Origin of the sequence: Streptomyces sp. NPDC058373 (genome assembly GCF_042723275.1) — a bacterium.
GTDB lineage: Bacteria > Actinomycetota > Actinomycetes > Streptomycetales > Streptomycetaceae > Streptomyces.
Genome location: NZ_JBHXJE010000045.1, coordinates 1 through 21593 on the forward strand (window position 1 = coordinate 1; position 21593 = coordinate 21593).

General features: G+C 72.5%; 16 protein-coding genes, 1 tRNA gene and 1 pseudogene. 11 read left to right on the forward strand and 7 right to left on the reverse strand.

What is annotated here, in order from left to right; genetic code table 11:
* Positions 1–164 precede the first annotated feature (164 nt).
* The 4 genes from ACFWMZ_RS22650 to ACFWMZ_RS22665 all read left to right on the forward strand — a co-directional run bounded on the left by ACFWMZ_RS22650 (position 165) and on the right by ACFWMZ_RS22665 (position 5014).
* On the forward strand, positions 165–1661 hold the full coding sequence (locus tag ACFWMZ_RS22650; protein ID WP_383203745.1) for a Y4yA family PLP-dependent enzyme: 1497 nt from the start codon (positions 165–167) through the stop codon (positions 1659–1661).
* Positions 1651–2973 (forward strand): pyridoxal-phosphate dependent enzyme, encoded by a 1323-nt coding sequence (locus ACFWMZ_RS22655; RefSeq protein ID WP_383171738.1) that lies wholly within the window; start codon positions 1651–1653, stop codon positions 2971–2973. The genes ACFWMZ_RS22650 and ACFWMZ_RS22655 overlap by 11 nt, the downstream gene beginning before the upstream one ends.
* Positions 2974–2978: 5 nt before the next feature.
* Positions 2979–4184 (forward strand): aminotransferase class V-fold PLP-dependent enzyme, encoded by a 1206-nt coding sequence (locus ACFWMZ_RS22660; protein WP_383171736.1) that lies wholly within the window; start codon positions 2979–2981, stop codon positions 4182–4184.
* Between the two features lie 74 nt (positions 4185–4258).
* On the forward strand, positions 4259–5014 hold the full coding sequence (locus ACFWMZ_RS22665) for a class I SAM-dependent methyltransferase (RefSeq protein WP_383171734.1): 756 nt from the start codon (positions 4259–4261) through the stop codon (positions 5012–5014).
* Between the two features lie 381 nt (positions 5015–5395).
* Here the strand turns inward: ACFWMZ_RS22665 and ACFWMZ_RS22670 are convergent, their stop codons facing one another.
* Complete coding sequence (locus ACFWMZ_RS22670) at positions 5396–5641, reverse strand: hypothetical protein (RefSeq protein ID WP_383171732.1); 246 nt, start codon at positions 5639–5641, stop codon at positions 5396–5398.
* Between the two features lie 86 nt (positions 5642–5727).
* Between ACFWMZ_RS22670 and ACFWMZ_RS22675 the strand changes: the two are divergent.
* Positions 5728–6151, forward strand: a pseudogene (locus tag ACFWMZ_RS22675) (tyrosine-type recombinase/integrase); the annotation flags it as partial.
* Between the two features lie 98 nt (positions 6152–6249).
* Here the strand turns inward: ACFWMZ_RS22675 and ACFWMZ_RS22680 are convergent.
* Together ACFWMZ_RS22680 and ACFWMZ_RS22685 are read right to left on the reverse strand one after the other, a co-directional pair.
* Positions 6250–6323: transfer RNA gene (locus ACFWMZ_RS22680), tRNA-Pro, on the reverse strand.
* Between the two features lie 89 nt (positions 6324–6412).
* On the reverse strand, positions 6413–9040 hold the full coding sequence (locus ACFWMZ_RS22685) for an ATP-binding protein (RefSeq protein WP_383171730.1): 2628 nt from the start codon (positions 9038–9040) through the stop codon (positions 6413–6415).
* 169 nt (positions 9041–9209) lie between these two features.
* Here ACFWMZ_RS22685 and ACFWMZ_RS22690 point away from each other — a divergent pair, with 169 nt between their 5' ends.
* Both ACFWMZ_RS22690 and ACFWMZ_RS22695 read left to right on the forward strand, forming a co-directional pair.
* The gene (locus ACFWMZ_RS22690) at positions 9210–9761 is read left to right on the forward strand and encodes a DUF309 domain-containing protein (protein WP_383171728.1); all 552 of its coding nucleotides are present in this window, start codon (positions 9210–9212) and stop codon (positions 9759–9761) included.
* 200 nt (positions 9762–9961) lie between these two features.
* Positions 9962–12046 (forward strand): MDR family MFS transporter, encoded by a 2085-nt coding sequence (locus ACFWMZ_RS22695; RefSeq protein ID WP_383171726.1) that lies wholly within the window; start codon positions 9962–9964, stop codon positions 12044–12046.
* Positions 12047–12128: 82 nt separating this feature from the next.
* On the opposite strand, the gene ACFWMZ_RS22700 is transcribed toward ACFWMZ_RS22695, so the two are convergent.
* From ACFWMZ_RS22700 to ACFWMZ_RS22715, 4 genes are all read right to left on the reverse strand, one after another.
* Entirely contained in the window at positions 12129–12587 is a 459-nt protein-coding gene (locus ACFWMZ_RS22700) for a MaoC family dehydratase (protein ID WP_383203748.1), read from the reverse strand.
* Between the two features lie 40 nt (positions 12588–12627).
* On the reverse strand, positions 12628–13962 hold the full coding sequence (locus tag ACFWMZ_RS22705; protein ID WP_383171722.1) for an MFS transporter: 1335 nt from the start codon (positions 13960–13962) through the stop codon (positions 12628–12630).
* 301 nt (positions 13963–14263) lie between these two features.
* Complete coding sequence (locus ACFWMZ_RS22710; RefSeq protein ID WP_383171720.1) at positions 14264–15502, reverse strand: acetyl-CoA C-acetyltransferase; 1239 nt, start codon at positions 15500–15502, stop codon at positions 14264–14266.
* Positions 15503–15610: 108 nt separating this feature from the next.
* The gene (locus ACFWMZ_RS22715; RefSeq protein WP_383203751.1) at positions 15611–16549 is read right to left on the reverse strand and encodes a LysR family transcriptional regulator; all 939 of its coding nucleotides are present in this window, start codon (positions 16547–16549) and stop codon (positions 15611–15613) included.
* A 258-nt stretch (positions 16550–16807) separates the two neighbouring features.
* On the opposite strand from ACFWMZ_RS22715, the gene ACFWMZ_RS22720 reads away from it, so the two are divergent.
* The 4 genes from ACFWMZ_RS22720 (at position 16808) to ACFWMZ_RS22735 (ending at position 21448) form a co-directional block, all read left to right on the forward strand.
* The gene (locus ACFWMZ_RS22720; RefSeq protein WP_383172006.1) at positions 16808–17725 is read left to right on the forward strand and encodes a CoA transferase subunit A; all 918 of its coding nucleotides are present in this window, start codon (positions 16808–16810) and stop codon (positions 17723–17725) included.
* A 58-nt stretch (positions 17726–17783) separates the two neighbouring features.
* Complete coding sequence (locus ACFWMZ_RS22725; protein WP_383171716.1) at positions 17784–18596, forward strand: CoA-transferase subunit beta; 813 nt, start codon at positions 17784–17786, stop codon at positions 18594–18596.
* Positions 18597–18662: 66 nt separating this feature from the next.
* Positions 18663–20183 (forward strand): 3-hydroxyacyl-CoA dehydrogenase NAD-binding domain-containing protein, encoded by a 1521-nt coding sequence (locus tag ACFWMZ_RS22730; protein WP_383203754.1) that lies wholly within the window; start codon positions 18663–18665, stop codon positions 20181–20183.
* A 104-nt stretch (positions 20184–20287) separates the two neighbouring features.
* Positions 20288–21448: an acyl-CoA dehydrogenase family protein gene (locus tag ACFWMZ_RS22735; protein WP_383203757.1), complete on the forward strand. Its 1161-nt coding sequence runs from the start codon at positions 20288–20290 to the stop codon at positions 21446–21448.
* The last annotated feature ends 145 nt before the right edge of the window (positions 21449–21593 follow it).

A 21593-nucleotide genomic window follows, 5' to 3' on the forward strand; every position in this document is an offset into this window, starting at 1 on the left:
CCCCCGCGCGATCGCGCGGGGGCACCCCTCCTGTCCGTGCGCCACGACGAAGAAGGCATAGAGGAGACCCGCGATGGACATCATGGATACGACAATCACATCCATCAGTTCCTCGTAGTCTGCGGCAGCACTGACAGACCGACGGTGCGGCCGCCGATGCCTCCGTGAAAGGGAAGTACCTGCTGTTGGCTGTCCCCCTGTACCTGGATCCCAAGCTGGAGCCGCCGCTCACTTCCCTGCTGGCGTCGACTGTCCTTCACCGCCTCGTGGACGGACTCGGGTCGCCGCTCAATGTGGTCGTTCCCGACCGGATCGCCGACAACGTCGCGCGCTTCCAGTCCGTCTACCGCCGCCACCACTTGGACGGGAAGATCTACTTCGCCCACAAGGCCAACAGGTCCACGTCGTTGGTCCGCCGTCTGACCACCACCGGCGCCGCCATGGACGTGGCCTCGCTCAACGAATTGCAGCATGCCCTGGCCTGCGGGTTCACCCCCGACCGCATCGGCGCCACAGGACCGAAGGAACCGGAGTTCCTCTGGCTGGCCGCCCGCACCGGAGTGACGGTGAACGTCGAGGGGCCCGCCGAGCTGGAAGACCTCGCCTCCCTCGTGCGCCGCCACGGCCTTCCGCCCGTTCACGTGCTGCTGCGGCTCTCGGACTTCTCCGGTCCCGGGGTGAGAGTGCTGAGCCGCCGGAGCAGGTTCGGTTCACCGGCCTCGGAGTTCGCCGGCCTGCTGGACGCTGCCGAGCGGCATGGCGACGCGCTGGAGGTGGTCGGCGTCTCGTACCACCTCGACACCACCAGCATCGAGGAGAAGGCGCGCGCGCTGGAGGGCTGCATACGGGCCATGGACGGGTGCCGGGCCCGGGGAATGCGGCCGCGCCTGATCGACATGGGTGGCGGCTTCGGTGTCAGCTACCTGGCGGACGGCGCGCAGTGGGAGCGCTACACCACTCAGCTCACCCTCGCGGCCATGGGCAAAGGACAGACCATGGCCTGGCGTGACCACTCCTACGGGCTGCGCCGCGAAGGAAACGCCTTACGAGGGAGCTTGGAGCTCTATCCCTCCTACCGCCCCATCGCCGGCGCCGAATACCTGGACGAACTGCTGCGCTCCCCCGCTCCCACGCTGGGGCGCCCGCTGGCCACTCTCCTCCTCGAAAATCTCTACGACCTGTGCGTCGAGCCCGGACGGGCGCTGCTCGACCAGTGCGGACTGACCTTGGCCCGAGTCCTGGAGACGCGCACCGAGCCGGACGGTTCGCACTCCCTGCGCCTGGCCATGAACGCCGACGACTGCGCCTTGGAGGAGCACGGCATCCTCATGGACCCGGTGCTGCTCCGCCGCGACACGAGCCGGCGGGAGAGGACGAGGCCCCCCGAAGAAGGGGGCGGCTTCTATCTCCACGGGAATCTGTGCCTCGAATCCGACTTGATCACACGCAGAATCGTCTACCTACCTGAGAGACCGATGCCAGGCGATCTCCTGGCGTTTCCCAACACAGCGGGGTATTGCATGGACTTCAACGCCCATCATGCCCAGCAGCAGCCCGTCGCCCGGAAGGTGGCAATGTACGAAGGCGCGGGCGGTTGGGAATGGCGCCTCGACGAACAATATTGGCCGATACATTCCACAGGAGACGCGCATGAGGTATGACAGCATCATCGAGACAATCGGCGACACACCTCTGGTTCGTATCGCGCCGCACGTTCACCGCATCCCCAACATAGATCTGTATGCCAAACTTGAGTCGTTCAACCCCTTCGGTTCGCTGAAGGACCGGGCCGCGTGGAACATGGTTCGCCCCGGCCTCCAGGAGGCGGTCGAGCAGGGAAGCCAGATAGTCGAATTGTCCAGCGGGAACACAGCCAAAGCGCTGGCGGCCATCGCCGGGATCCACGGTATCGGCTTCAAGAGCGTGACCAACCGGATGAAGATACCGGAGATCAAAGAACTGCTCCTGCTGCTCGGAGCGGAAATTCAGGAACTTCCCGGCCAGACCGAGTGCCTCGACCCCACGGACTCGGAAGACCCGCTGACGCTCTTCCACCGCAGTCTCCATGAACCAGGCAGCACCCACCTGCACACCGATCAGTACTTCAACGAACGCAACCCTGAGGCCCATGAGCACGGCACGGGCCCCGAGATCATCAGGGACCTGGACGGCAGGGCGCCGGACTGGTTCATCTCGGGTGTAGGTACTGCCGGCTCATCCACAGGAGTGGCACGAGCATTACGTGAGAGAGATCCCAAGGTTTCCGTAGTAGGTCTAGTCGCCGAGAAATCGGACTTTATTCCTGGAATCAGGAACATCGACGAGGTGCAAGAAGTCGGGATCTTCGACCCGGACACCTACGGAACCATCGAGAAGGTGAGCTCCAACGAAGCCATCGACGGCATGCTGCAACTCATCCGGAGATGCGGGATACTGGCTGGCCCCACAGGCGGAGCGGCCTACTTCGGGGCGGTTCGCCATCTCATGGAGATCGGCCCCCAGCTCACCGAGCCCGCGACCGCCGTTTTCCTTGTGTGCGACCGTGTCGAGAGCTACCTGAGTTACATCCGAAAGCGGCGCCCGGAACTCCTCGGCCAGCAGCCCGCGAACAATTCCGCCCCGGACATGCCCCCCGCAGCGGACCTGGGCGAGGCCACCACCATCAGCGTCGCCGACTCCCAGGCATGGATATCGGACAGCAGACCCGTCATCGTGGACATGCGCAGCCCCTACGCGTACGCAGCGCTGCACATCGAAGGGTCCCTCAACATCGTCGACGAACTCTTCGAAGAACTCGTGCGCGGGGGGCTGCCGTTCAGCAAGGCGCAACCCGTGCTGCTGGCATGTCCGGTCGGTGAGAAGTCCCTGAAGTACGCGGCTCTGCTGACCCGCATGGGCCATCCGGATGTACGCAGCCTCGAAGGCGGCATCATCGCCTGGCGTGACGCGGGCGCACCGCTGGTGAGGGAGTGACGCCCGTGGGTAGTCAACCCGGCCGCGACGACACGGAGGGGCTGGCCAGTTGGCACACCAGCCTGCGCGCGGAGTTCCCTATCATCGCACGTCACCCCGAACTGGCGTACCTGGACAGCGCCGCGACGGCTCAGAAGCCCCAAGCGGTCCTGGACGCGGTCCAGGAGTACCTCACCACCTCCAACGCGAACGCCGGACGCGGCACGTACCCGTGGGCCAACAGAACGACGGCGCTGCTCCAGGAGACCAGGAACCGGGTCAAGGCATTTCTTGACGACCCGTCCCCCGACATCTCCGAGGTGCATTTCACCAGCGGCACGACCGAGGGGCTGCGCCTGGTGGCCTTGGACTGGCTGGTCCATCAACTCCGCGACGGGGACGAGATCATCGTGCCGTCCGCGGACCACCAAGCCAACATCTCACCCTGGCACGAGGCCGTCGAGGTCCTGGCCCGCCAGGGAACACGTGTCACCGTCCGCAGCATGCCGTACCAGCTGTCCTCGGGTGACTACGACACGGACGCGCTCGCCGGACTCGTCTCCTCGCGGACCCGGTTCGTGGCCGCCACCCATGTGCATCACGTGTACGGCGGGGACATGAACGTGCACCGGATACGCCGAACGGTGGGCCCCGACGTGACGATCTGCCTGGACGCGGCGCAGAGCGTCGGCCATCTACCGGTCTCCGCGCAGGCGCTGGATGTCGACTTCATCGCCTTCTCCGGGCACAAGGCCCTGGCTATGCCCGGGTCCGGGGCGGTCTGGTCCCGCAATGCCCGAGGAGCGCCATTCACTCCGCGCGGCTGGAGCGGCACACCCAACACGGTAGGCGTCGCCAGTCTGAACGCCGCCCTGGAGTGGCTCGAACGGGCCGGCCTGGAACGCGTCGAGGAATGGACCGTGCGCTTGGCGGCGCGACTGACCGACGGGCTGCGGGCCCTGGCACCCTACGAAGTGCTCGGCTGCCAGCGGAGTCTGGCAGCCGACTCTCCCGTGCAGCAACGGCACGGCATCGTGACGTTCAGGCACAGCGCCATCGACTCGGTCGATCTGGGCTTCATCCTGTTCAGCCACGGTTTCATGGTGCGAACGGACGGGCTTTGCCAGGGCAGGGCGGGCGAAAGTCGCAGCTCCGTCCGGGTCAGCCTGCACGTCTACAACAGCCGGGAGGAGGTGGACCGGTTGTTGGACGTACTCGCCGGCCTCGCGTAGCGCAATGACATCCATTTTCACCTGTAGATTCGGAGGCACACGCAGTACGGACACGGCAGAGGTGGTAGAGGGCAATGAACGTGAGCATGCTGACGGCCCAGATGTGGGTGGACCGCTGGGAACGCCAGCAGCAGCGGTACGCCTTCGACCGTGAGGAGCGCTTCACCGTCGTTGCGGACGTCGTCGAACACGTGACGGCCGGCTGCAGGGCCCCTCGCGTACTGGATCTCGGCTGTGGGCCCGGCTCGCTGCCGGCGCGATTGATCGAGCGTCTGCCCCAGGCCGAGATCGTCGCCGTCGACATGGACCCGCTGCTGCTGGCGCTCGCCCGGGCCCGCCATCCGGACGCGGCCCGCTACGTCGAGGCCGTGATCGGCGAGCCCGGATGGACTAGCGCCCTCGGCCTGACGGAGCCGGTCGACGCCGTCGTCTCCACCACCGCCCTCCACTACCTTGCCGAGCACGTACTGCACCGCACATACGCGGAACTGGCCACTCTGCTCCGGCCGGGCGGCGTGCTGATCAACGCGGACCATCTGTCGCAGGAGGCGACGGGATTCGCGGAGATCACCGAGTTCGTGGGGACTCGCCGGGCGGAACGCCAGCGCGCCTTCGACCATGAGGACTGGGAGGCCTGGTGGTCCGCGATCGAGAACGAACCGGAGCTGATGGCCCTGTGCGCCGAACGCCGTAAGCGAAAGACCACCCACTCCAATTGCTCCGTCACACTCAGCCGACACGTCGAACTACTGGCCGCGGCAGGCTTCGGGCCAGCCAATCCGGTCTGGCAGGTGGGTAACAGCTACGTCCTCGTGGCCATCCGGCAGTAAGACTCCTAACGAAATGATCGTCGTGGTGGTCGGATCACTCCGGAGTCAATGATCTGAGAGCGCAACGTGGCACGGCCGACGCCATGGCAGGTCGACGATGAGCTGTGGGTGGCGATCGAGCCGCTGCTGCCCAGGACGGTGAGGCCCCGGACGTCCCAGCCCGTGCAGATCGTCGCCTCCAGGTACCGGGGGCAGTGGCCAATTCGCGCAGCCTGACGAGGTCCGCTTCGGCGTCGGTGAGGTCCCGCTCAGCTGCGAGCTCGTCCTTCTGGCAGCCGAGCCATGCCTCCTGCGCCTGCCGGTGCTCCTCACCGGCGGCATGTACTGCTGACTCCAGCGCCCGGACGTCTTCGTAGGCGACGCGTTCCCCCAAAAGCGCTCCTAGGGTGCCGCGGCCGACTCCAGGAGCGCGTGGGCGGCGGGAAGCGATGCTTCGGCGCTGCGCTGCCGTGCGACGGCCTCCAGCACGGGCCGTGCCAGACACGACCGCTGGTCCGCCAGGGCACTGCCCAGCTTGGCGCTCAGGTCTTCGCGCAGCGCCACGTCTTCGAGGAGCTGGTCCTCGCGGGCGAGATCGGTGTCGTGCTGGGTGAGCGCACGAGCGTGGTCCCCCCGGCGGTCCGCCAACTCACCACGCTGCTACCGGTCGCGCTCCAGGACGCTCGACCGGCCCGAAAGCGTCAGCAGGGCCCCTCCGATGCGGTCCGGCGTGTACGTCGCCGCCTCGGGCCCGCAAAGTTCCCATCGTTGAGGAGATCCGCCCCCTCGTCGCCCAGCGCATCCTGTCCGCCGGGCCCGACAATCCCGACGTCCGACTGTTCACGGGCCCACGAGGCGGACGTATCTCCACCGCCGTCCTGCGCGACGCCACACACTGAGACGACGTGGTCACCAAGCTCGGCTACGCGCCTCGCGCCGCCATGACTCCGGCACACCGGCTTGGCCTGGTTCGCCGACGCCGGGGTCCAAGTACGCGTCCTTCGCAGGATCGCCGACCACGGTTCACTGACCGCCACCCAGCGCTACCTGCACCCGGACGTCCACAAGATCACGGCGGCCGGGGCGGCGCTCTTGGCCCACTTCAGCGTGCTACGCGCATCCCGCTCGCTGCCGAGCCCCAGTGTCATGACCCGCTGACTCGGTCAAGGCCGCTGGTCCCCAACTGGTCCCCAGAAATGATCAAGGGCCGGTTTCGGACTGCTCCGAAACCGGCCCTGATCTGCGACTGTCTCCAGTCGGGACGACAGGATTTGAACCTGCGACCCCTTGACCCCCAGTCAAGTGCGCTACCAAGCTGCGCCACGTCCCGGTGCGCGGTCTGCGGTGGTGCTGTGCCGACCGCGCGAGATGAACTTTACCCCACGTCCCGGGGTGGTTCCGCATCCGTGGGGAGGCGGCTCAGGCGAGGGCCGCGCGGGCCTGTTCGGCGAGGCCGTCGGCGCCGCAGGAGCGGGCCAGCAGCAGGCCCCGGTGGAGGTCGCCCTGGTCGCCCGTGGCCAGGCCGAGGGCGACCAGGGCACGGGCCAGTTCGTCGCGGGCCGGGGACTCCTCCAGGTGGGCCACGGCCTGGCGGTGCAGGGCCGGTGCGGCCCCGGGCGGGGCGAGGGCGGCCTCGCAGCCCAGGGCTGTGCCGAGTGCGGTCGGGGTGCCGAAGCGTTCGGCGTCGACGCGGAGCAGGCGGACGAGGGCGCGGGCCCGTTCCGGGTCGCGGCCGGCGAGGGCGGCGGCCAGGTCGCGGGGCCAGGGCGCCCAGACGGGGTTGTGGCGGCCCCGCTCGGCCATGGCGGAGGCGGCTTCGAGTTCGGTGACGGCCTCGTCGGTGCGCCCCAGGGCGAGCAGCAGGCGGCCGCGGACGCTGGGGGCGTCGGGGAGGATCATCGCGTCGGGGTAGGGCGGGCCGAAGCCGCGGGCCTCGGCGAGCCGCTGGGCGTCGGCGGTGCGGCCGCGCGCGAGGAGGGTGTCGACGAGCAGGCAGACCGCGTCCCAGTGGACGGGGAGCCCGGCGCCGATGCGGTCGGCGAGCCGCAGGGCCTCCACGAGCCGGGTCTCGGCCTCGGCCAGGTGGCCGCGCCGCCGCTGGACGGCGCCGGTGAGCATGTGGGCGAAGGCGAGGTGGCCGCCGCTCCAGCCGGAGATCTCGTAGGCCCGGACGGCCTCCGCGAAGAGCTCCTCGGCGCGGTCGAGTTCGTCGATCCAGGTGTAGGTGATGCCGGCGAGGCAGGGGTACTCGAAGCCCCAGGCGGTGTCGGTCCAGCCGAGGCCGGGGGCGGGGCGCCCGTCGGCGAGGGCCCGGTCGCAGAACTCGCGGACCACGGTGTGGTTCTCGCCGCGCAGCATGCCGTCGAAGGCGCGCAGGGTGAGCAGGGCCCGTTCGGCGTTGTCCTCGCCGGGCAGCGGGCCGGCGAGCTGGGCGAGGCGGCGGGAGCGGCCGGGGCCGTCGTCCTCGGTGGCGCGGAACGCGTCGTACATGAAGTGGGCGGCCTGGAGGCGGAGGCGTTCGGGGCCCGGTTCGGTGGTGGCGGCGGCGAAGGCGACGCTGAGGGACGCCTCGCGCATCTGCTGGTTGTGGGCGAGGGCCTGGGCGAGGCGGAAGGTGGCGTCGGCGCGCAAGGCGTCGCCCAGGCCGGGGAGTTCGAGGGCGGCGCGCAGGTGGCGGACGGTGTCGGCGGGGGCGGTGAGGAGGGTGGCGCACCCCAGCTCGTGAAGGACGAGGGCGCGCAGGTGGTGCTCGGGCGGTTCGCGCAGGGCGCGTTCGAGGCAGCGGCGCGCTGCGTCGGGCGCGCCGACGGCCAGATGTTCGCGGGCGGCGTGGCGCAACTGCTCGACCAGGGCGGGGTCCTGGTCGGGGTGGACCTCCAGGAGGTGGCGGGCGGCGGCCGCCGGGCCCCTGCCCTCGGCGGTCAGCAGCCAGGCGGCGCGGCCGTGGAAGGCGGTGCGCAGGGTGCGCGGCACGGCGTCGTAGACGGCTCCGGCGACCAAGGGGTGGGTGAAGTCGACGGTGTCGCCCGCGTTCAGGACGCGGGCGGCGCGGAGGCGGTGGGCCGCCGTGGCCCACTGGTCGGGGGAGAGTCCGGCGAGGCTGCCGGCGAGGCGCAGCGGGAGGCCCGCGCCGAGGACGGCGGCGGCCCAGGCGAACCGGGCGGCGTCGGCGCCCAGGTCGCCGAGGCGGTCGGCGAGCCGGTGGCCGCGGACGGCGGCGGCGAGTTCCCGGAGGGCGGCGGGCTGGTCGGCGCCGGGGTCGAGGGGGTCGTCGCGCAGCCGGGTGAGGAGTTCGACCACTTCGTAGGGGCTGCCGCCGGTGGCGGTCCACAGCGCGCGTCCGAGGGAGTCGGCGATGCCGGGGCCGAGCGTGCGGCGGGTGAGGTCGGTGGTGGCCTCGGGGGTGAGGGCGCGCAGGGTGACGCGCAGGCGGGCGGCGGTGCCGAGGGCGTCGAGGTGGCCGCGGCTGTCGGGGGCGGCGTGGTCGGCGGGCCGGTGGGCGAGGACCAGGAGGAGCGGGAGGCGGGCCAGCCGGGGGCTGAGCGCGGCGAGCCAGGCGAGCGACTCGCCGTCGGCCCAGTGGGCGTCGTCCAGGACCAGGACCAGCGGGCGGGCCCGGTGGCGGTGGGCGACGCGGACGGCGAGTCCGACGAGGCCGTCCTGGACGCCCTGGGGGTCGGCCGGGGCGGACCCCGGTGCGGTGAGACCGAGGGCGGGGCCGACGAGGGCGGGGTGGGGGCCGAGCAGCTCGGCGAGCCCGTCGCCGTCGGCCAGGTCGGGGGTGAGGAGGGTGCGGGCGGTGTGGAAGGGGACCGCGGTGGTGCCGGGGTCCGCGCGGGCGGGGCGGACGGTGCAGCGATCGGCGGCCCGGGCGCGGACGCGGGCGAGGACGGAGGTCTTGCCGATGCCCGCCTCGCCGCTGTAGACGAGCAGGCCGCCTTCGGGGCGGGCGCGGCACAGGGCGTCGACCGCGCGGTCCGCCGCGGCGAGTTCCAGTTCGCGTTCGAGCAGCGGGGCGCCGGGCCACGGAGGCGGCGTGGTCGTCATGCCTGTCCAAGGGAGCTCGTACGGAGAGCAGTTGCCCTGCCGAGCCTAGTGGCCCCGGTGGTACGGACGACATACTTCGGCCTCTTCGGGACGCCCGGCGCACCCCGGCGTGCGGGGAGCGCGCGAGGTGGCGCGGCAGCGCATGGGCGCCGGGAGGCAGAATCGGTGTATGGAACGCAGGGATCGTACGAACGAGGAGTCCGGCGAGGAGCACACGGCGGGTCGGCCCGGTCGCGGCCGGGACCGGGACGCCGAGGGCAAGGCGCGCAACGCCCGTCCCCGGGACGGCCTGGGCCGCCCCCTGCCGTACGGCGCGCCGGGGGTGCCGAGGGCGCCGGAGGGTGTGGTCCGGGCGGCCGGGGAGTCGGTGGACGAGGCGCAGGAGCTGCTGCGGGCGGGGCGGCCCTTCCACGCGCACGAGGTGTTCGAGGACGCGTGGAAGTCGGGGCCCGACGAGGAGCGCGCCCTGTGGCGCGGACTGGCCCAGATGGCGGTGGGGCTCACCCACGCGGCCCGGGGCAACACCACCGGCGGGGCCCGGCTGCTGCGGCGCGGCGCGGACGGGGTGGAGCGGTGGGCGGTCCCGGACGAGGCGGCCCCGGGCGGGCTGGACGTGGACGGGGTGGTGGCGTGGGCGCGGGCGCTGGCGGGCCGGGTGGAGGCCGAGGGGGCGGTGGCGGACGCGGGGGCGGTGGCGCCTGATTTGCGGGCGGCCGGGTGAGGGAGGGCCGCACCCGGTAGCGCCCGGCGGGCGTGGGGCGCCGCGGACCGGCGGGGGTGGTGTCGGACTCGCGCGCGCCGCTCCCCCGGGCAGGCTGGAAACCACCCCGGGCGAGCGCGGGCCGCCCTCTGTGGCGCGGGTTCACCGGAGCGGACCGGGCCCGCGTGCGGCCGGGGTGGCGCGGTGTGAGGGTGGCGGTTGTGACGACCATCGATGAGTCCGTGCCCCACGCCGCTGCTCCGCCGGTGCTGGACCGGCGGCGGCGGAACGTCGTCTTCGTCACGGTCACGCTGGGGGTGCTGCTGGCGGCGCTGGACCAGACGATCGTGGGGACGGCGCTGCCGACTATCGTCTCGGAGCTGGGCGGGGCCTCCCACATGTCGTGGGTGGTGACCTCGTACCTGCTGGCGGAGACGGTCGCGACGGTCCTGGTCGGCAAGTTCGGCGACCTGTTCGGCCGCAAGGTGGTCTTCCAGATCTCGGCGGTCGTCTTCATCACCGGGTCGTTCCTGTGCGGCCTCGCCACCGACATGCTGCTGCTGATCACCTGGCGCGCGGTGCAGGGCGTCGGCGCGGGCGGGCTGATGGTGACGGCGATGGCGCTGATCGCCGATGTCATCCCGCTGCGGGAGCGCGGCAAGTACCAGGGTGCGATGGGTGCGGTCTTCGGCGTCTCGACGGTGGTCGGGCCGCTGCTGGGCGGCCTGTTCACGGACCATCTGACGTGGCGGTGGGCGTTCTACGTCAACGTGCCGATCGCGATCGTGGTGGTGATCGCCGCCGCCCGGACGATCCCCGCGGTACGGGCGGCGCACAAGCCGAGGATCGACTATCTGGGGATCGCGCTGGTCGCGGTGGGCGCGAGCGCGCTGATCCTCGCGACGACCTGGGGCGGCAACGAGTACGCCTGGGGCTCGCCGGCGATCATCGGCCTGTTCGTGGGCGGTCTGGTGGCGCTGGCGCTGTTCTGCCTGGTGGAGACCAGGGCCCGGGAGCCGATGCTGCCGATGCGGCTCTTCCGCAACCCGGTGTTCAGCGTCTGCGCGGTGCTGAGCTTCATCGTCGGGTTCGCGATGCTGGGCGCGCTGACCTTCCTGCCGACCTATCTGCAGTACGTGGACGGGGACTCGGCGACCTTCTCCGGCGTGCGGACCCTGCCGATGGTGGTGGCGCTGCTGGTGGCGTCGGTGGTGAGCGGCACCGTGGTGGGCCGGACGGGGCGGTACCGGACCTTCCCGGTGGTGGGGTCGCTGGTGATGGCGCTCGGGCTGTACCTGCTGTCGCGGATGGACGCGGAGACCAGCAACTGGCTGGAGTCGCTGTACATGGTGGTGCTCGGTGCCGGGATCGGGCTGTCGATGCAGGTGCTGACGATCGTCGTGCAGAACACCGTGGACTACGCGGACCTGGGGACGGCCACCTCGGGCGTCACCTTCTTCCGGACGCTGGGCAGCGCCTTCGGCACGGCGGTCTTCGGGACCATCTACGCCTCGGCGCTCGGCCCCAACCTCGACGAGGGGGTGCGGTCGGCGGCCGCCGCGGGCGGGGTGGACCCGGCGGCGCTGGCGCAGGCGGCGCAGAATCCGCAGGGGGTGCACGGGCTGCCGGGGGCGGCGCGCGGTCCGGTGGTGGAGGCGTACGCGCAGACGCTGCACACGGTGTTCCTGTGGACGGTGCCGGTGGCGCTGCTGGGGTTCGTGGTGGCGCTGTTCCTGAAGGAGGTGCGGCTGCGGGACAGCGCGCGGCACGGGTCGACGGACATGGGCGAGGGGTTCGCGACGCCGGGCACGGGCGACTCCGAGCGGCTGCTGGAATGGGAGGTGGCCAACGTCCTGCGCTCGGCCGACTCCCGTACGGCGCGGCGGATCGTTGCCGAGTCGGACACCCGGCTGGACGCGGCCGGGGCGTGGGCGGTGATGCAGGTGGAGCTCTTCACCCGGCTCGTGGGGCACGCCGGGACCGGGCTGATCGCGGCCCGCCGCCAGATGCCGCCGGAGGTGTTGGTGCCGGTCTTCGACCGGATGGTGGACGAGGGGTACCTGACGCGCACGGGAACGCTGCTGACCCATACGCCCGCCGGGGCGCGGGAGGCGGCGGTCATCACCGAGGCGTGGGCGCGCTGGCTGCGGTCGCGGCTGGACGAGGACCGGGGAGTGCCGGCCGACCGGGAGCTGCGCCGGGCGGTGGACGCGATCGCCAAGCGGCTGCTGGCGGAGGATCTGGCGCTGGGTCTGGCGGAGCAGCGCGGCCCGGTCGGGTCCACGTCGGCCAAGGCCCTGCTCTGACCCGGGCGGCCTCACCCGTACGTACGGAACGGCCCCCGCCCGGACGGAGGCGGGGGCCGGTCGCCGGCGACAGGTCAGGCCGTCACGGGTAGAAGTGGGTCAGCGACTCGGCGACGCAGACCGGCTTGTCGCCGCCTTCCCGTTCGAAGGTGAAGGCCCGCGTCATCTGGACGCCGCCGCGCTTGACCGGGGTCACCGAGGCCACCGTCGCGTGCAGGCGGACGCGGCTGCCGACGGGGGCGGGCGCGGGGAAGCGGACCTTGTTGACGCCGTAGTTGAGGGCCATGCCGACGCCGGTGACCTGGAGGAGTTCGGCGAACATCGGGATGCCCCAGCTCAGTACCAGGTAGCCGTGGGCGATGGTCCGTCCGTAGGGGCCGGAGGCGGCGCGGGCGGTGTCGGTGTGGATCCACTGGCTGTCGCCGGAGACCGCGGCGAAGGTGTCGATGGTCTCCTGGCTCACCTCCCACCAGCGGGAGTGGCCGAGGTCCTGGCCGGCGAGGGCGGTGATCTCGTCGATGCCGTGGGCGGTACGGGGCAACGGGTGCCGCCTTTCTGCGTGCGAGGCCGGTGAGGCCGGGTCAGGCCGTGGCGACGGCGGGGGCGGCGGCGCGGGGCGCCTCGTCCTGCTCCTCGTAGTTGCGGCGCTTGAGGAGCAGGAGCATGCAGCCGAGGGTGAGGGCGACCTGGAAGACGGCGTAGGCGATGACGGCGGTGATGGAGCCGGTCTGGTTGAGGAGGAACTGGCCGATGATCGGGGTGGTGCCGCCGAGGAGGGTGCCGCAGAGCTGGTAGCAGAGCGAGATGCCGGTGTAGCGCAGGTGGGCGGGGAAGCGGCTGGCGAGCATCCCGGCGAGGGCCGCGTAGTAGAGGCAGTGCGGGATGGTGGCGACGGCGACGCCGAGCATGGCCAAGCCGTAGCTCTCGGTACCGATGAGGACGAACATCAGCGGCATGAGGACCAGTTCGGGCACCAGCATGAAGGTGACCGCCCGCGACCAGCTGCGCATCCGGGTGGCGAGGACCGCGCCGAAGGGCTGGACGACGATCTGGGTGATGTTGGCGACCAGGATGATGGTGAGGAAGGCGCTGCGGTCGAAGTTCAGGTCGGTGGTGGCCCAGGAGAGGGCGAAGGTCGACTTGAAGTAGGTGGCGGAGAGGCCGATGGTGCAGGCGCCGATGCCGAGGACGATCAGCATGGGGTGGCTGCGCAGGACTTCGGAGAGCGGGACCTTGGCGGTCTCGCGCTTCTCGATGACGCGGGCCATCGCGGGCGACTCGGTGACCTTGAGCCGGACGAAGAGGCCGACGACGACCAGGAGCGCCGAGGCGAGGAAGGGCACCCGCCAGCCCCAGGCCACGAAGGCGTCGTCCGGGAGCTGGCTGATGGCGAGGAAGCTGAGGGTGGAGAGGGTGTTGCCGACAGGGGAGCCCTGCTGGGCGAAGGCGCCGTAGAGGATCGACTTGCCCTTGGGGGCGTGCTCGGAGGCGATCAGCACGGAGCCGCCCCACTCGCCGCCGAGGCCGATGCCCTGGATCATGCGGATGCAGACCAGCAGGATCGGGGCGGCGATGCCGATGCTGGCGTAGCTGGGCAGCAGCCCGATCGCGGTGGTGGAGATGCCCATCAGCAGCAGGGTGATGACCAGGGTCGTCTTGCGGCCGAGCTTGTCGCCGAAGTGGCCGAAGATGATGCCGCCGAGCGGACGGGCGAGGAAGCCGACCCAGAAGGTGGCGAAGGCGACGAGGGTGCCGAGGGCGCCTTCGAGTTCGGGGAAGAACACCTTGTCGAAGACGAGGGCGGCGGCGGTTCCGTAGATGTAGAAGTCGAACCACTCGATGGTGGAGCCGATGAAGGCTCCGATTCCCGCGCGGCGGGCGGTCTTGCTCCGCGCCTGGTCGGCGGTGGTGCTCATGACGGCTCCCATGGGCAGCGTTGATCGAGGAAGGGGTGGGGTGGGGGCGGGCCTCGGGGACGGCCTCGGCACGCGGAGCCTCGGGGGCGTCCCGCCCCGGTGGCCTCCGGTGTGATGGCCGCTACGGTGCCAGGCGGCACCGAGAGCGGTCCAATACCAAATAGCTGATGCAGTGAGACGGTTCCGGTCTCACCGGGGGCCGGCCGGACCGTCCCGTACGCACGCGGTCCACGCGGGCGCGGCGCGGCGCGCGGACCGCGTACGGAGCGGCCCGGGGGCAGGCCGGAGAGCCGGTGCGCGGTCAGGCGCGGGCGAAGACCGCGGCGAGCCCCTGCCCGCCGCCGATGCACATGGTCTCCAGACCCCAGCGGGCCTCCCGTCGGCGCATCTCGTGGGCGAGGGTGGCGAGGATGCGGGCGCCGGTGGCGCCGACGGGGTGGCCGAGCGAGATGCCGGAGCCGTTGACGTTGATCCGCTCGTGGTCGTCGGCGGTGAGCCCCATCAGGCGGGTGCAGGCGAGGGTCTGGGCGGCGAAGGCCTCGTTCAGCTCGATCAGGTCGAGGTCGGCGAGGGTGAGCCCGGCCTTCTGCAGGGCGGCGGCGGTGGCGGCGACCGGGCCGAGCCCCATCGTCTCGGCGGGCACGCCGGTGCGGGCGAAGGAGACGAGGTGGACCAGGGGGGCCAGACCGAGCCGTTCGGCGGTGGCGCGGCTGGTGACCAGGCAGGCCGCGGCGGCGTCGTTCTGGCCGCTGGCGTTGCCCGCGGTGACGGTCGCCTCGGGGTCGGTGGCGCGCAGGATGGGCTTGAGCGCGGCGAGCTGTTCGGCGGTGGTGTCGGGCCGGGGGTGTTCGTCGGTGTCGACCAGGGTCTCGCCCTTGCGGGTGCGGACGGGCACCGGGACCGTCTCGTCGGTGAAGCGCCCCGCCGCGATGGCGTCGGCCGCGCGGCGCTGGGAGCTGAGGGCCAGCGCGTCCTGGTCCTCCCGGGTCACGGCGTAGGCGCGGCGCAGGTTCTCGGCGGTCTCGATCATGCCGCCGGGTATCGGGTGGTGGACGCCGCCGGCCTCGGTACGGCCCCGGGCGAGCGAGTCGTGGAGCTGGAGGCCGGGGCCGCGGATGCCCCAGCGGCCCTCGTGCGTGTAGTAGGGGGCGGCGCTCATCACGTCGACGCCGCCCGCGATGACGACCTCGCTGAAGCCGCCGCCGATCTGGAGGGCGGCGTCGATGACGGCCTGGAGTCCGGAGCCGCACCGCCGGTCGATCTGCACGCCCGTCACCCGGTCGGGCAGGCCCGCGTCGAGCGCCGCGACGCGGCCGATGGCGGGGGCGTCGCTGGTCGGGTAGGCATGGCCGAGGATCACCTCGTCGATCCGGTCGGGGTCGACGCCGCTCTCCTTGACGACGGCCGAGACGACGTGGGCGGCGAGGGCGGCGGGCCGCCGGCCCGCGAGGGCGCCGCCGAACCGGCCGATGGGGGTGCGCAGGGGCGCGCAGACGACGATGTCCTCGGGGGACGCGGTGGGGGACGGGGCTGCGGGCATGGGGCGGGGCCTCCTGAGGTGCGTACGGGTGCGCGGGCCGCCCCTGCTGCCAGGGGCCGGGCCCGCGTCGACCCTCGCACTGCCGGGCCCGCGACTTCCAATACTCAGTTACTCGCTGACTGAGACGGTGGGCGTCTCAATCGACCCGGCGGCCCCGGGCGGGGTGGGCAGGGCATCTTCGGCGACGGCGAGGACGCTGCGCAGGGCGGCGGAGGGGTTGTCGGCGCGCCAGGCGAGCGCCGCGTGCAGGCGGACCGGTTCGGCGTCCAGGGGGCGGTAGACGAGGCCGGTGGACTGGACGTGCTGGACCGAGGTGAGGGTGAGGGTGACCCCGACACCGGCGGCGACCAGGGCGAGGATGGTGTGCGAGTCGGGGGCCTCCTGGACGACGCGCGGGGTGAACCCGGCACTCTCGCATGCGCGCACCATGGCGTCGCGGAGGCTCGAGCCCGCGTTGGCGGGAAAGCTGACGAAGGGCTGGTCGGCGAGGTCGGCCAGGGCGATGCGCTTCCGGGCGGCCAGCGAGTGGTCGCCGGGCAGGGCGCAGATCAGCTCCTCCTCGCCGATGACCCGGGTGCGGACACCGGGCCGGGAGGCCGGGAGGCGGACGAAGCCGAGGTCGAGGCTGCCCTCCGCGACGCGGGCCAGCGCGGTGTCGGCGTAGGTCTGGCCGGTGAGGACGAGCTCGATGCCGGGGTGGGCGGCGCGGACGGCGCCGGTGAGCAGGGGCAGCGCCTCGTGGCTGGAGGCCCCGGCGAAGCCGACGGTGACCCGGCCGTACTCACCGCGTCCGGCCGCCTTCACCGCGCGGACCGCGAGGTCGAGGTCGTCCAGGACGGTGCGGACGGGGCCGAGGAAGGACTCTCCCGCGCTGGTGAGGCGGACCGAGCGGGTGTTGCGTTCGAAGAGCTGGGCGCCCAGCTCCTTCTCCAGCTGGCGGATCTGCTGGCTGAGCGGCGGCTGCGCCATCTGGAGCCGCTTGGCGGCGCGTCCGAAGTGGAGCTCCTCGGCGACGGCCACGAAGGCGGTGAGATAGCGCAGTTCCACGGTGTTCCTCGCGGGTACGGCCGGCCCCGGGGGGCGGGGCGGCGGGCGGACGGCCGGAGCGGGTGGGTCACCAGGCACGGACCGCCGGGGGATTGTTCAGCAGAGCGTCTTGATGTGACCTTAATTCGGTATTGGACGGCAATCAATAGTCGCTGGCACCGTGAGACCCGGCCGCCCTCCGGGGGGCGCGCCTTTCGAACCGTACGCGCCGAGGAGCTGCCTGCCGTGGAACGATCCGTGGCCCCGCCGGACAAGACCATGTCGATGAGGGACGCCGTGGCGGCGTTCGTGCACGACGGTGACACGGTCTGCCTGGAGGGCTTCACCCACCTCATCCCCACGGCCGCCGGGCACGAGATCATCCGGCAGCGCCGCCGCGACCTGACGGTGGTCCGCATGACCGCCGACATCGTGGTCGACCAGATGCTGGCGGGCGGCTGCGTGAAGCGCCTGGTGTCGTCGTTCGTCGGCAACTCCTCGGCCGGCTCCCTCGGCGAGCTGCGCCGCCGCGTGGAGCGGGCCGACCCCGAGCCGCTGGAGTTCGAGGAGTACAGCCACCACGGCATGGTCTGCCGCTACCAGGCCGGCGCCCAGCGCCTCCCCTTCCTCCCGCTCCGCAGCTACGCGGGCAGCGACCTGCCCGGCGTCAACCCGGCGCTGCGCAAGGTCACCTCCCCCTACCCGGGTCCGGACGGCGAGCCCGAGCAGATCTACGTGGTCCCACCGGTCAACCCCGACGTGACCTTCATCCACGCCCAACGCGCCGACCGGCTCGGCAACACCCAGATCTGGGGGCTCACCGGCGTCCAGGCGGAGGCCGTGTACGCGGCGAAGCGCGCCGTGGTGGTGGTCGAGGAGATCGTCGCCGACGAGGTGGTCCGCGCCGACCCGAACCGCACGGCGGTCCCCGCCCACGCCGTGGACGCCGTCGTGGAGTGCCCGCGCGGCGCCCACCCGTCCTTCGCCCAGGGCTACTACGACCGGGACAACGCCTTCTACCGCTCCTGGTCCCACATCAGCAAGGACCCCGAGCGGCTGCGCGCCTGGCTGGACGAGTGGGTGTACGGCACCCGCGACCACGCCGAGTACGCGGCGAAGCTCGCCGACCACTTCCGTGACCGACTCGCCGTGGGCGAGGCACTGAGCGGGCAGGTCGACTACGGGCGGCGGCTGTGAGCGCCGGCCCGGCCCACGCCCCCGTCCCGCCCCCGCACGCGCCGAAGGAGTCCCGCCGATGACCACCGCTCCCCCGCCCGCCACCGCGCCCGAGGCCGCTTCCGCCCCGGCGACCGGGGCGACCTCCTCCGAACTGCTCGCGGTCGTCGCCTCCCGGGCCCTGGCCGGGCGCCGCACCGTCTTCGCCGGGATCGGGCTGCCGACCCTGGCCGCGTCGCTGGCCCACCTGACGGTGGCGCCGGGGCTGGAGATCGTCTACGAGTCCGGGGTGTGCGGGGCGCACCCCGCCCAGCTGCCCGAGACCATCGCCGACGCGGTCCTCATCACCGGCGCGGAGGCGGTGCTGCCGATGGCGACGCTCTTCGGCAGCGTCCTGCAGGGCGGCCACATCGACGTGGGGTTCCTCGGTGCCGCGCAGATCGACCGGTGGGGGAACCTCAACTCCTCGGTCATCGGGGAGTGGGAGCGCCCGCAGGTACGGCTGCCGGGGGCGGGCGGCGCGATGGAGGTGATGGCCAACGCGCGGGAGATCTTCGTGGTGATGCGCCGCCACACGCCCCGCTCGTTCACGGCCGAGCTGGACTTCTGCACCTCCCCGGGGCCCGACCGGGCGCTCGCCGACGGCATCCGGCCGCTGGGCTCCGGGGTCACCCGGGTCGTCACCGACCTGGGGCTGCTGGAGCGGGCCGGCGTCGGGGAGGAACTGCGGCTGACCGCCGTCCACCCCGGGGTCGAGGTCGGCCAGGTGCGGGAGGCGACCGGCTGGGAGCTGGCCGTCGCCGACGAGGTCGCGGTGATCGAGCCGCCGTCCGCCGCCGAACTGCGGCTGCTGCGCGAGGACGTCGACCCGGGCCGGGTCTACCTCCGCTGACACCGCGGCCACCCCGCCACCCTCTCCCTCCCGTACACCGTCACCCCTACCGAGGAGCACCCCGTCATGCGCATCAGAGTCGTCGGCGCCGGAGTCATGGGCCGGGGCATCGCCCAGTGGGCGGTGACCGCCGGGCACACCGTGGAGCTGGGCGACGCCCGCCCCGAGTCGGTGGACGAGGCGGTCGCCTTCGTCGGCCGGATGCTGGGCCGGGCCGCCGAGAAGGGGCGGATGAGCCGGGCCGAGGCCGACGGCGCGGCCGCGCGGCTCGTCCCGCTCGACGCCCCGGACGCGCCCGGCGACGGGGTGGAGCTGGTGATCGAGGCGGTGCTGGAGGAGCTGGCCGTCAAGACGGAGCTGTTCCGCCGCCTTGAGGAGGTGCTGCCCGCCACCGCCGTCCTCGCCACCAACACCTCCTCGCTGCCGGTGACCCGGATCGCCGCCGGGCTCCGCGCGCCGGAGCGGCTGATCGGGCTGCACTTCTTCAACCCGGTGCCGCTGATGAAGGTGGTCGAGGTGATCCCCGGCGCCCGCACCCGGCCGGAGCTGGCCCCCTGGCTGGCCGGGACGGTCCGGGCGTCCGGCCACGCCGCCGTCACCGTCGCCGACACACCGGGCTTCCTCATCAATCACGCGGGCCGGGGCCTGGTCACCGAGGCGCTGGCGCTGCTGGAGGAGGAGATCGCTCCCGTCGAGGCGGTGGACCGGATCGCACGGGACGTGCTGGGCCTGAGGATGGGCCCGTTCGAGCTGATGGACCTGACCGGTCTCGATGTCACGTCGAGGGTGATCGACACGATCTGGGAGGGGTTCCGGCACTCCGAGCGGCTCCGCCCCTCCTTCCTCACCCCCAACCGCGTCACCGCCGGCCTGCACGGCCGCAAGACCGGCCAGGGCTTCTACCGCTACGGGCCGGACGCGCCGGAGCCCGCGCCGGAACCGCCGGTCACCGGCGACGCCCGGCGCGCGGTGCGGATCGCCGGGACCGGGCCCGACGTGCGGGCCCTGCGCGACGCCCTCGCGGCGGACGGGGCCGAGCTCCTGCGGGAGGGTCAGGAGGTGCCGGGCGCCCTCGTCCTCGTCCCCGTGTGGGGCGGCAGCGTCGCTCAGGCCGTCGCGGAGCTGGGGCTGCCGGGCGACCGGAGCTTCGGTGTCGACCCGCTCTCGGTGGACCGGCCCCGCCGCGTGCTGTCGGTGACACCGGCCGCCGCCCCCGAGGCGGCCCGGGACGCCCGGGCTGTGCTGGCGGCGGGCGGGCACACCGTCACGCCGGTACGGGACACGGCGGGTTCGGTGGCGCAGCGGCTGCTCTCCTCGATCGTCTCGGTCGCCGCCTCCGTCGCGGAACGCGGGCTGGCCCGGCCCGCCGACATCGACACCGCCGTCACGGCCGGGCTCGGCTACCCGCGGGGCCCGCTGGCCTGGGGCGACCTCGTCGGTCCCGGCAGGCTGCTCGCACTCCAGCAGGCGCTGCTCGCCGCGACCGGCGACCCGCGCCACCGGCCGACCCGCTGGGTCGCCGAACGGGCCCGGCTGGGAGTGGCGCTCACCGATCCGGGCACCGGTCCCGAGGCGGCGTACGGCTGACCGGCCGGACGCGCCACCCGCCGCACCCGCACCCGCACCCGCACCCGCACCCACCCGTCCGTCCGACACGCCCGGCGTGTCGGCGCGCTGAAGGAGAACACACCGTGCTGACAAGGGATTTCGGCCTCACCGAGACCCAGCGCGACTTCCGGTCCCTGGCCGCGGAGTTCGTCGACAACGAGATCGTGCCGCACGTGCGCGACTGGGACCGGGCGGAGCGCGTCGACCCCGGCATCGTCAAGCGCCTGGGCGAGCTGGGCATCCTCGGCCTGACCCTGCCCGAGGAGTACGGGGGCGTGGAGGCCGACATGCTCTCCTACACGCTGGTCACCGAGGAGCTGGGGCGCGGTGACTCCTCGGTGCGCGGGATCGTGTCGGTGTCGCTGGGGCTGGTGTCGAAGACGATCGCCACGCACGGCACCGACGAGCAGAAGGCCGAGTGGCTGCACCGGCTGGCGGCGGGCGAGGCGCTGGGCTGCTTCGCGCTGACCGAGCCGGGGACCGGGTCGGACGCCGGGTCGGTGTCGACCCGCGCGGTCCGCGACGGCGGCGACTGGGTCATCGACGGCGCCAAGATCTTCATCACCAACGGCACCGTCGCCGACGTGGCACTGGTCTTCGCCCGCACCGGCGAGAAGGGCCTGACGGCCTTCCTGGTGCCCACGGACACCCCCGGCTTCACCGCCACCGAGATCCACGGCAAGCTCGGCCTGCGCGGCCAGGCCACCGCCGAGCTGGCCCTGGGGGGCGTCCGCGTGCCCGACTCGGCCCGGCTCGGCGAGGAGGGCCGGGGCCTCGGCATCGCGCTCGGCACCCTCTCCCGGGGCCGGATCTCGGTTGCGGCGGGCGCCGTCGGCCTCGCCCAGGGCGCCGTCGACGCGGCCGTGCGGTACGCCAGGGAGCGCACCCAGTTCGGCAAGCCGATCGCCTCGTTCCAGCTGGTCCAGGAGCTGCTGGCGGACTCGGAGGTGGATGTGCGCACCGCCCGGCTGCTGACCCACCAGGTGGCGCGGATGGCGGACGCCGGGGCGACGCCGAAGGAGTACGCGACCGACGCCTCGGTGGCCAAGTACCACGCGAGCGAGGCCGCCGTCCGCGTCAGCAACAACTGCCTCCAGGTCTTCGGCGGCTACGGCTACATCGACGAGTACCCGGTGGGCAAGTACCTGCGGGACGCCCGCGTCCTCACGCTGTACGAGGGCACCAGCCAGGTGCAGAAGCTCATCATCGGCCGCGCCCTGACCGGCGTGGACGCGATGAGCTGACCCGCGCGGACGCCCGGCCGGGCGTCCGCATCCCGGACAGGGAACGCGGGCGTCCGGCCCTGCCGTGGACGGGCCCGGTCCGGGATGCGACGGGCCCGCTCACCCGCCTTCTCGGGCACACCGACCTGACCTGGCATTTTCCGTC

Bases quoted from the DNA above. Each gene is read 5' to 3' on its own strand.
- ACFWMZ_RS22710 (WP_383171720.1), bottom strand. From the start codon at position 15,502: ATGCCCGCAGCCCCGTCCCCCACCGCGTCCCCCGAGGACATCGTCGTC.
- ACFWMZ_RS22655 (WP_383171738.1), top strand. From the start codon at position 1,651: ATGAGGTATGACAGCATCATCGAGACAATCGGCGACACACCTCTGGTT.
- ACFWMZ_RS22690 (WP_383171728.1), top strand. From the start codon at position 9,210: ATGGAACGCAGGGATCGTACGAACGAGGAGTCCGGCGAGGAGCACACG.
- ACFWMZ_RS22665 (WP_383171734.1), top strand. From the start codon at position 4,259: ATGAACGTGAGCATGCTGACGGCCCAGATGTGGGTGGACCGCTGGGAA.
- ACFWMZ_RS22685 (WP_383171730.1), bottom strand. From the start codon at position 9,040: ATGACGACCACGCCGCCTCCGTGGCCCGGCGCCCCGCTGCTCGAACGC.
- ACFWMZ_RS22730 (WP_383203754.1), top strand. From the start codon at position 18,663: ATGCGCATCAGAGTCGTCGGCGCCGGAGTCATGGGCCGGGGCATCGCC.
- ACFWMZ_RS22705 (WP_383171722.1), bottom strand. From the start codon at position 13,962: ATGAGCACCACCGCCGACCAGGCGCGGAGCAAGACCGCCCGCCGCGCG.
- ACFWMZ_RS22725 (WP_383171716.1), top strand. From the start codon at position 17,784: ATGACCACCGCTCCCCCGCCCGCCACCGCGCCCGAGGCCGCTTCCGCC.
- ACFWMZ_RS22720 (WP_383172006.1), top strand. From the start codon at position 16,808: ATGTCGATGAGGGACGCCGTGGCGGCGTTCGTGCACGACGGTGACACG.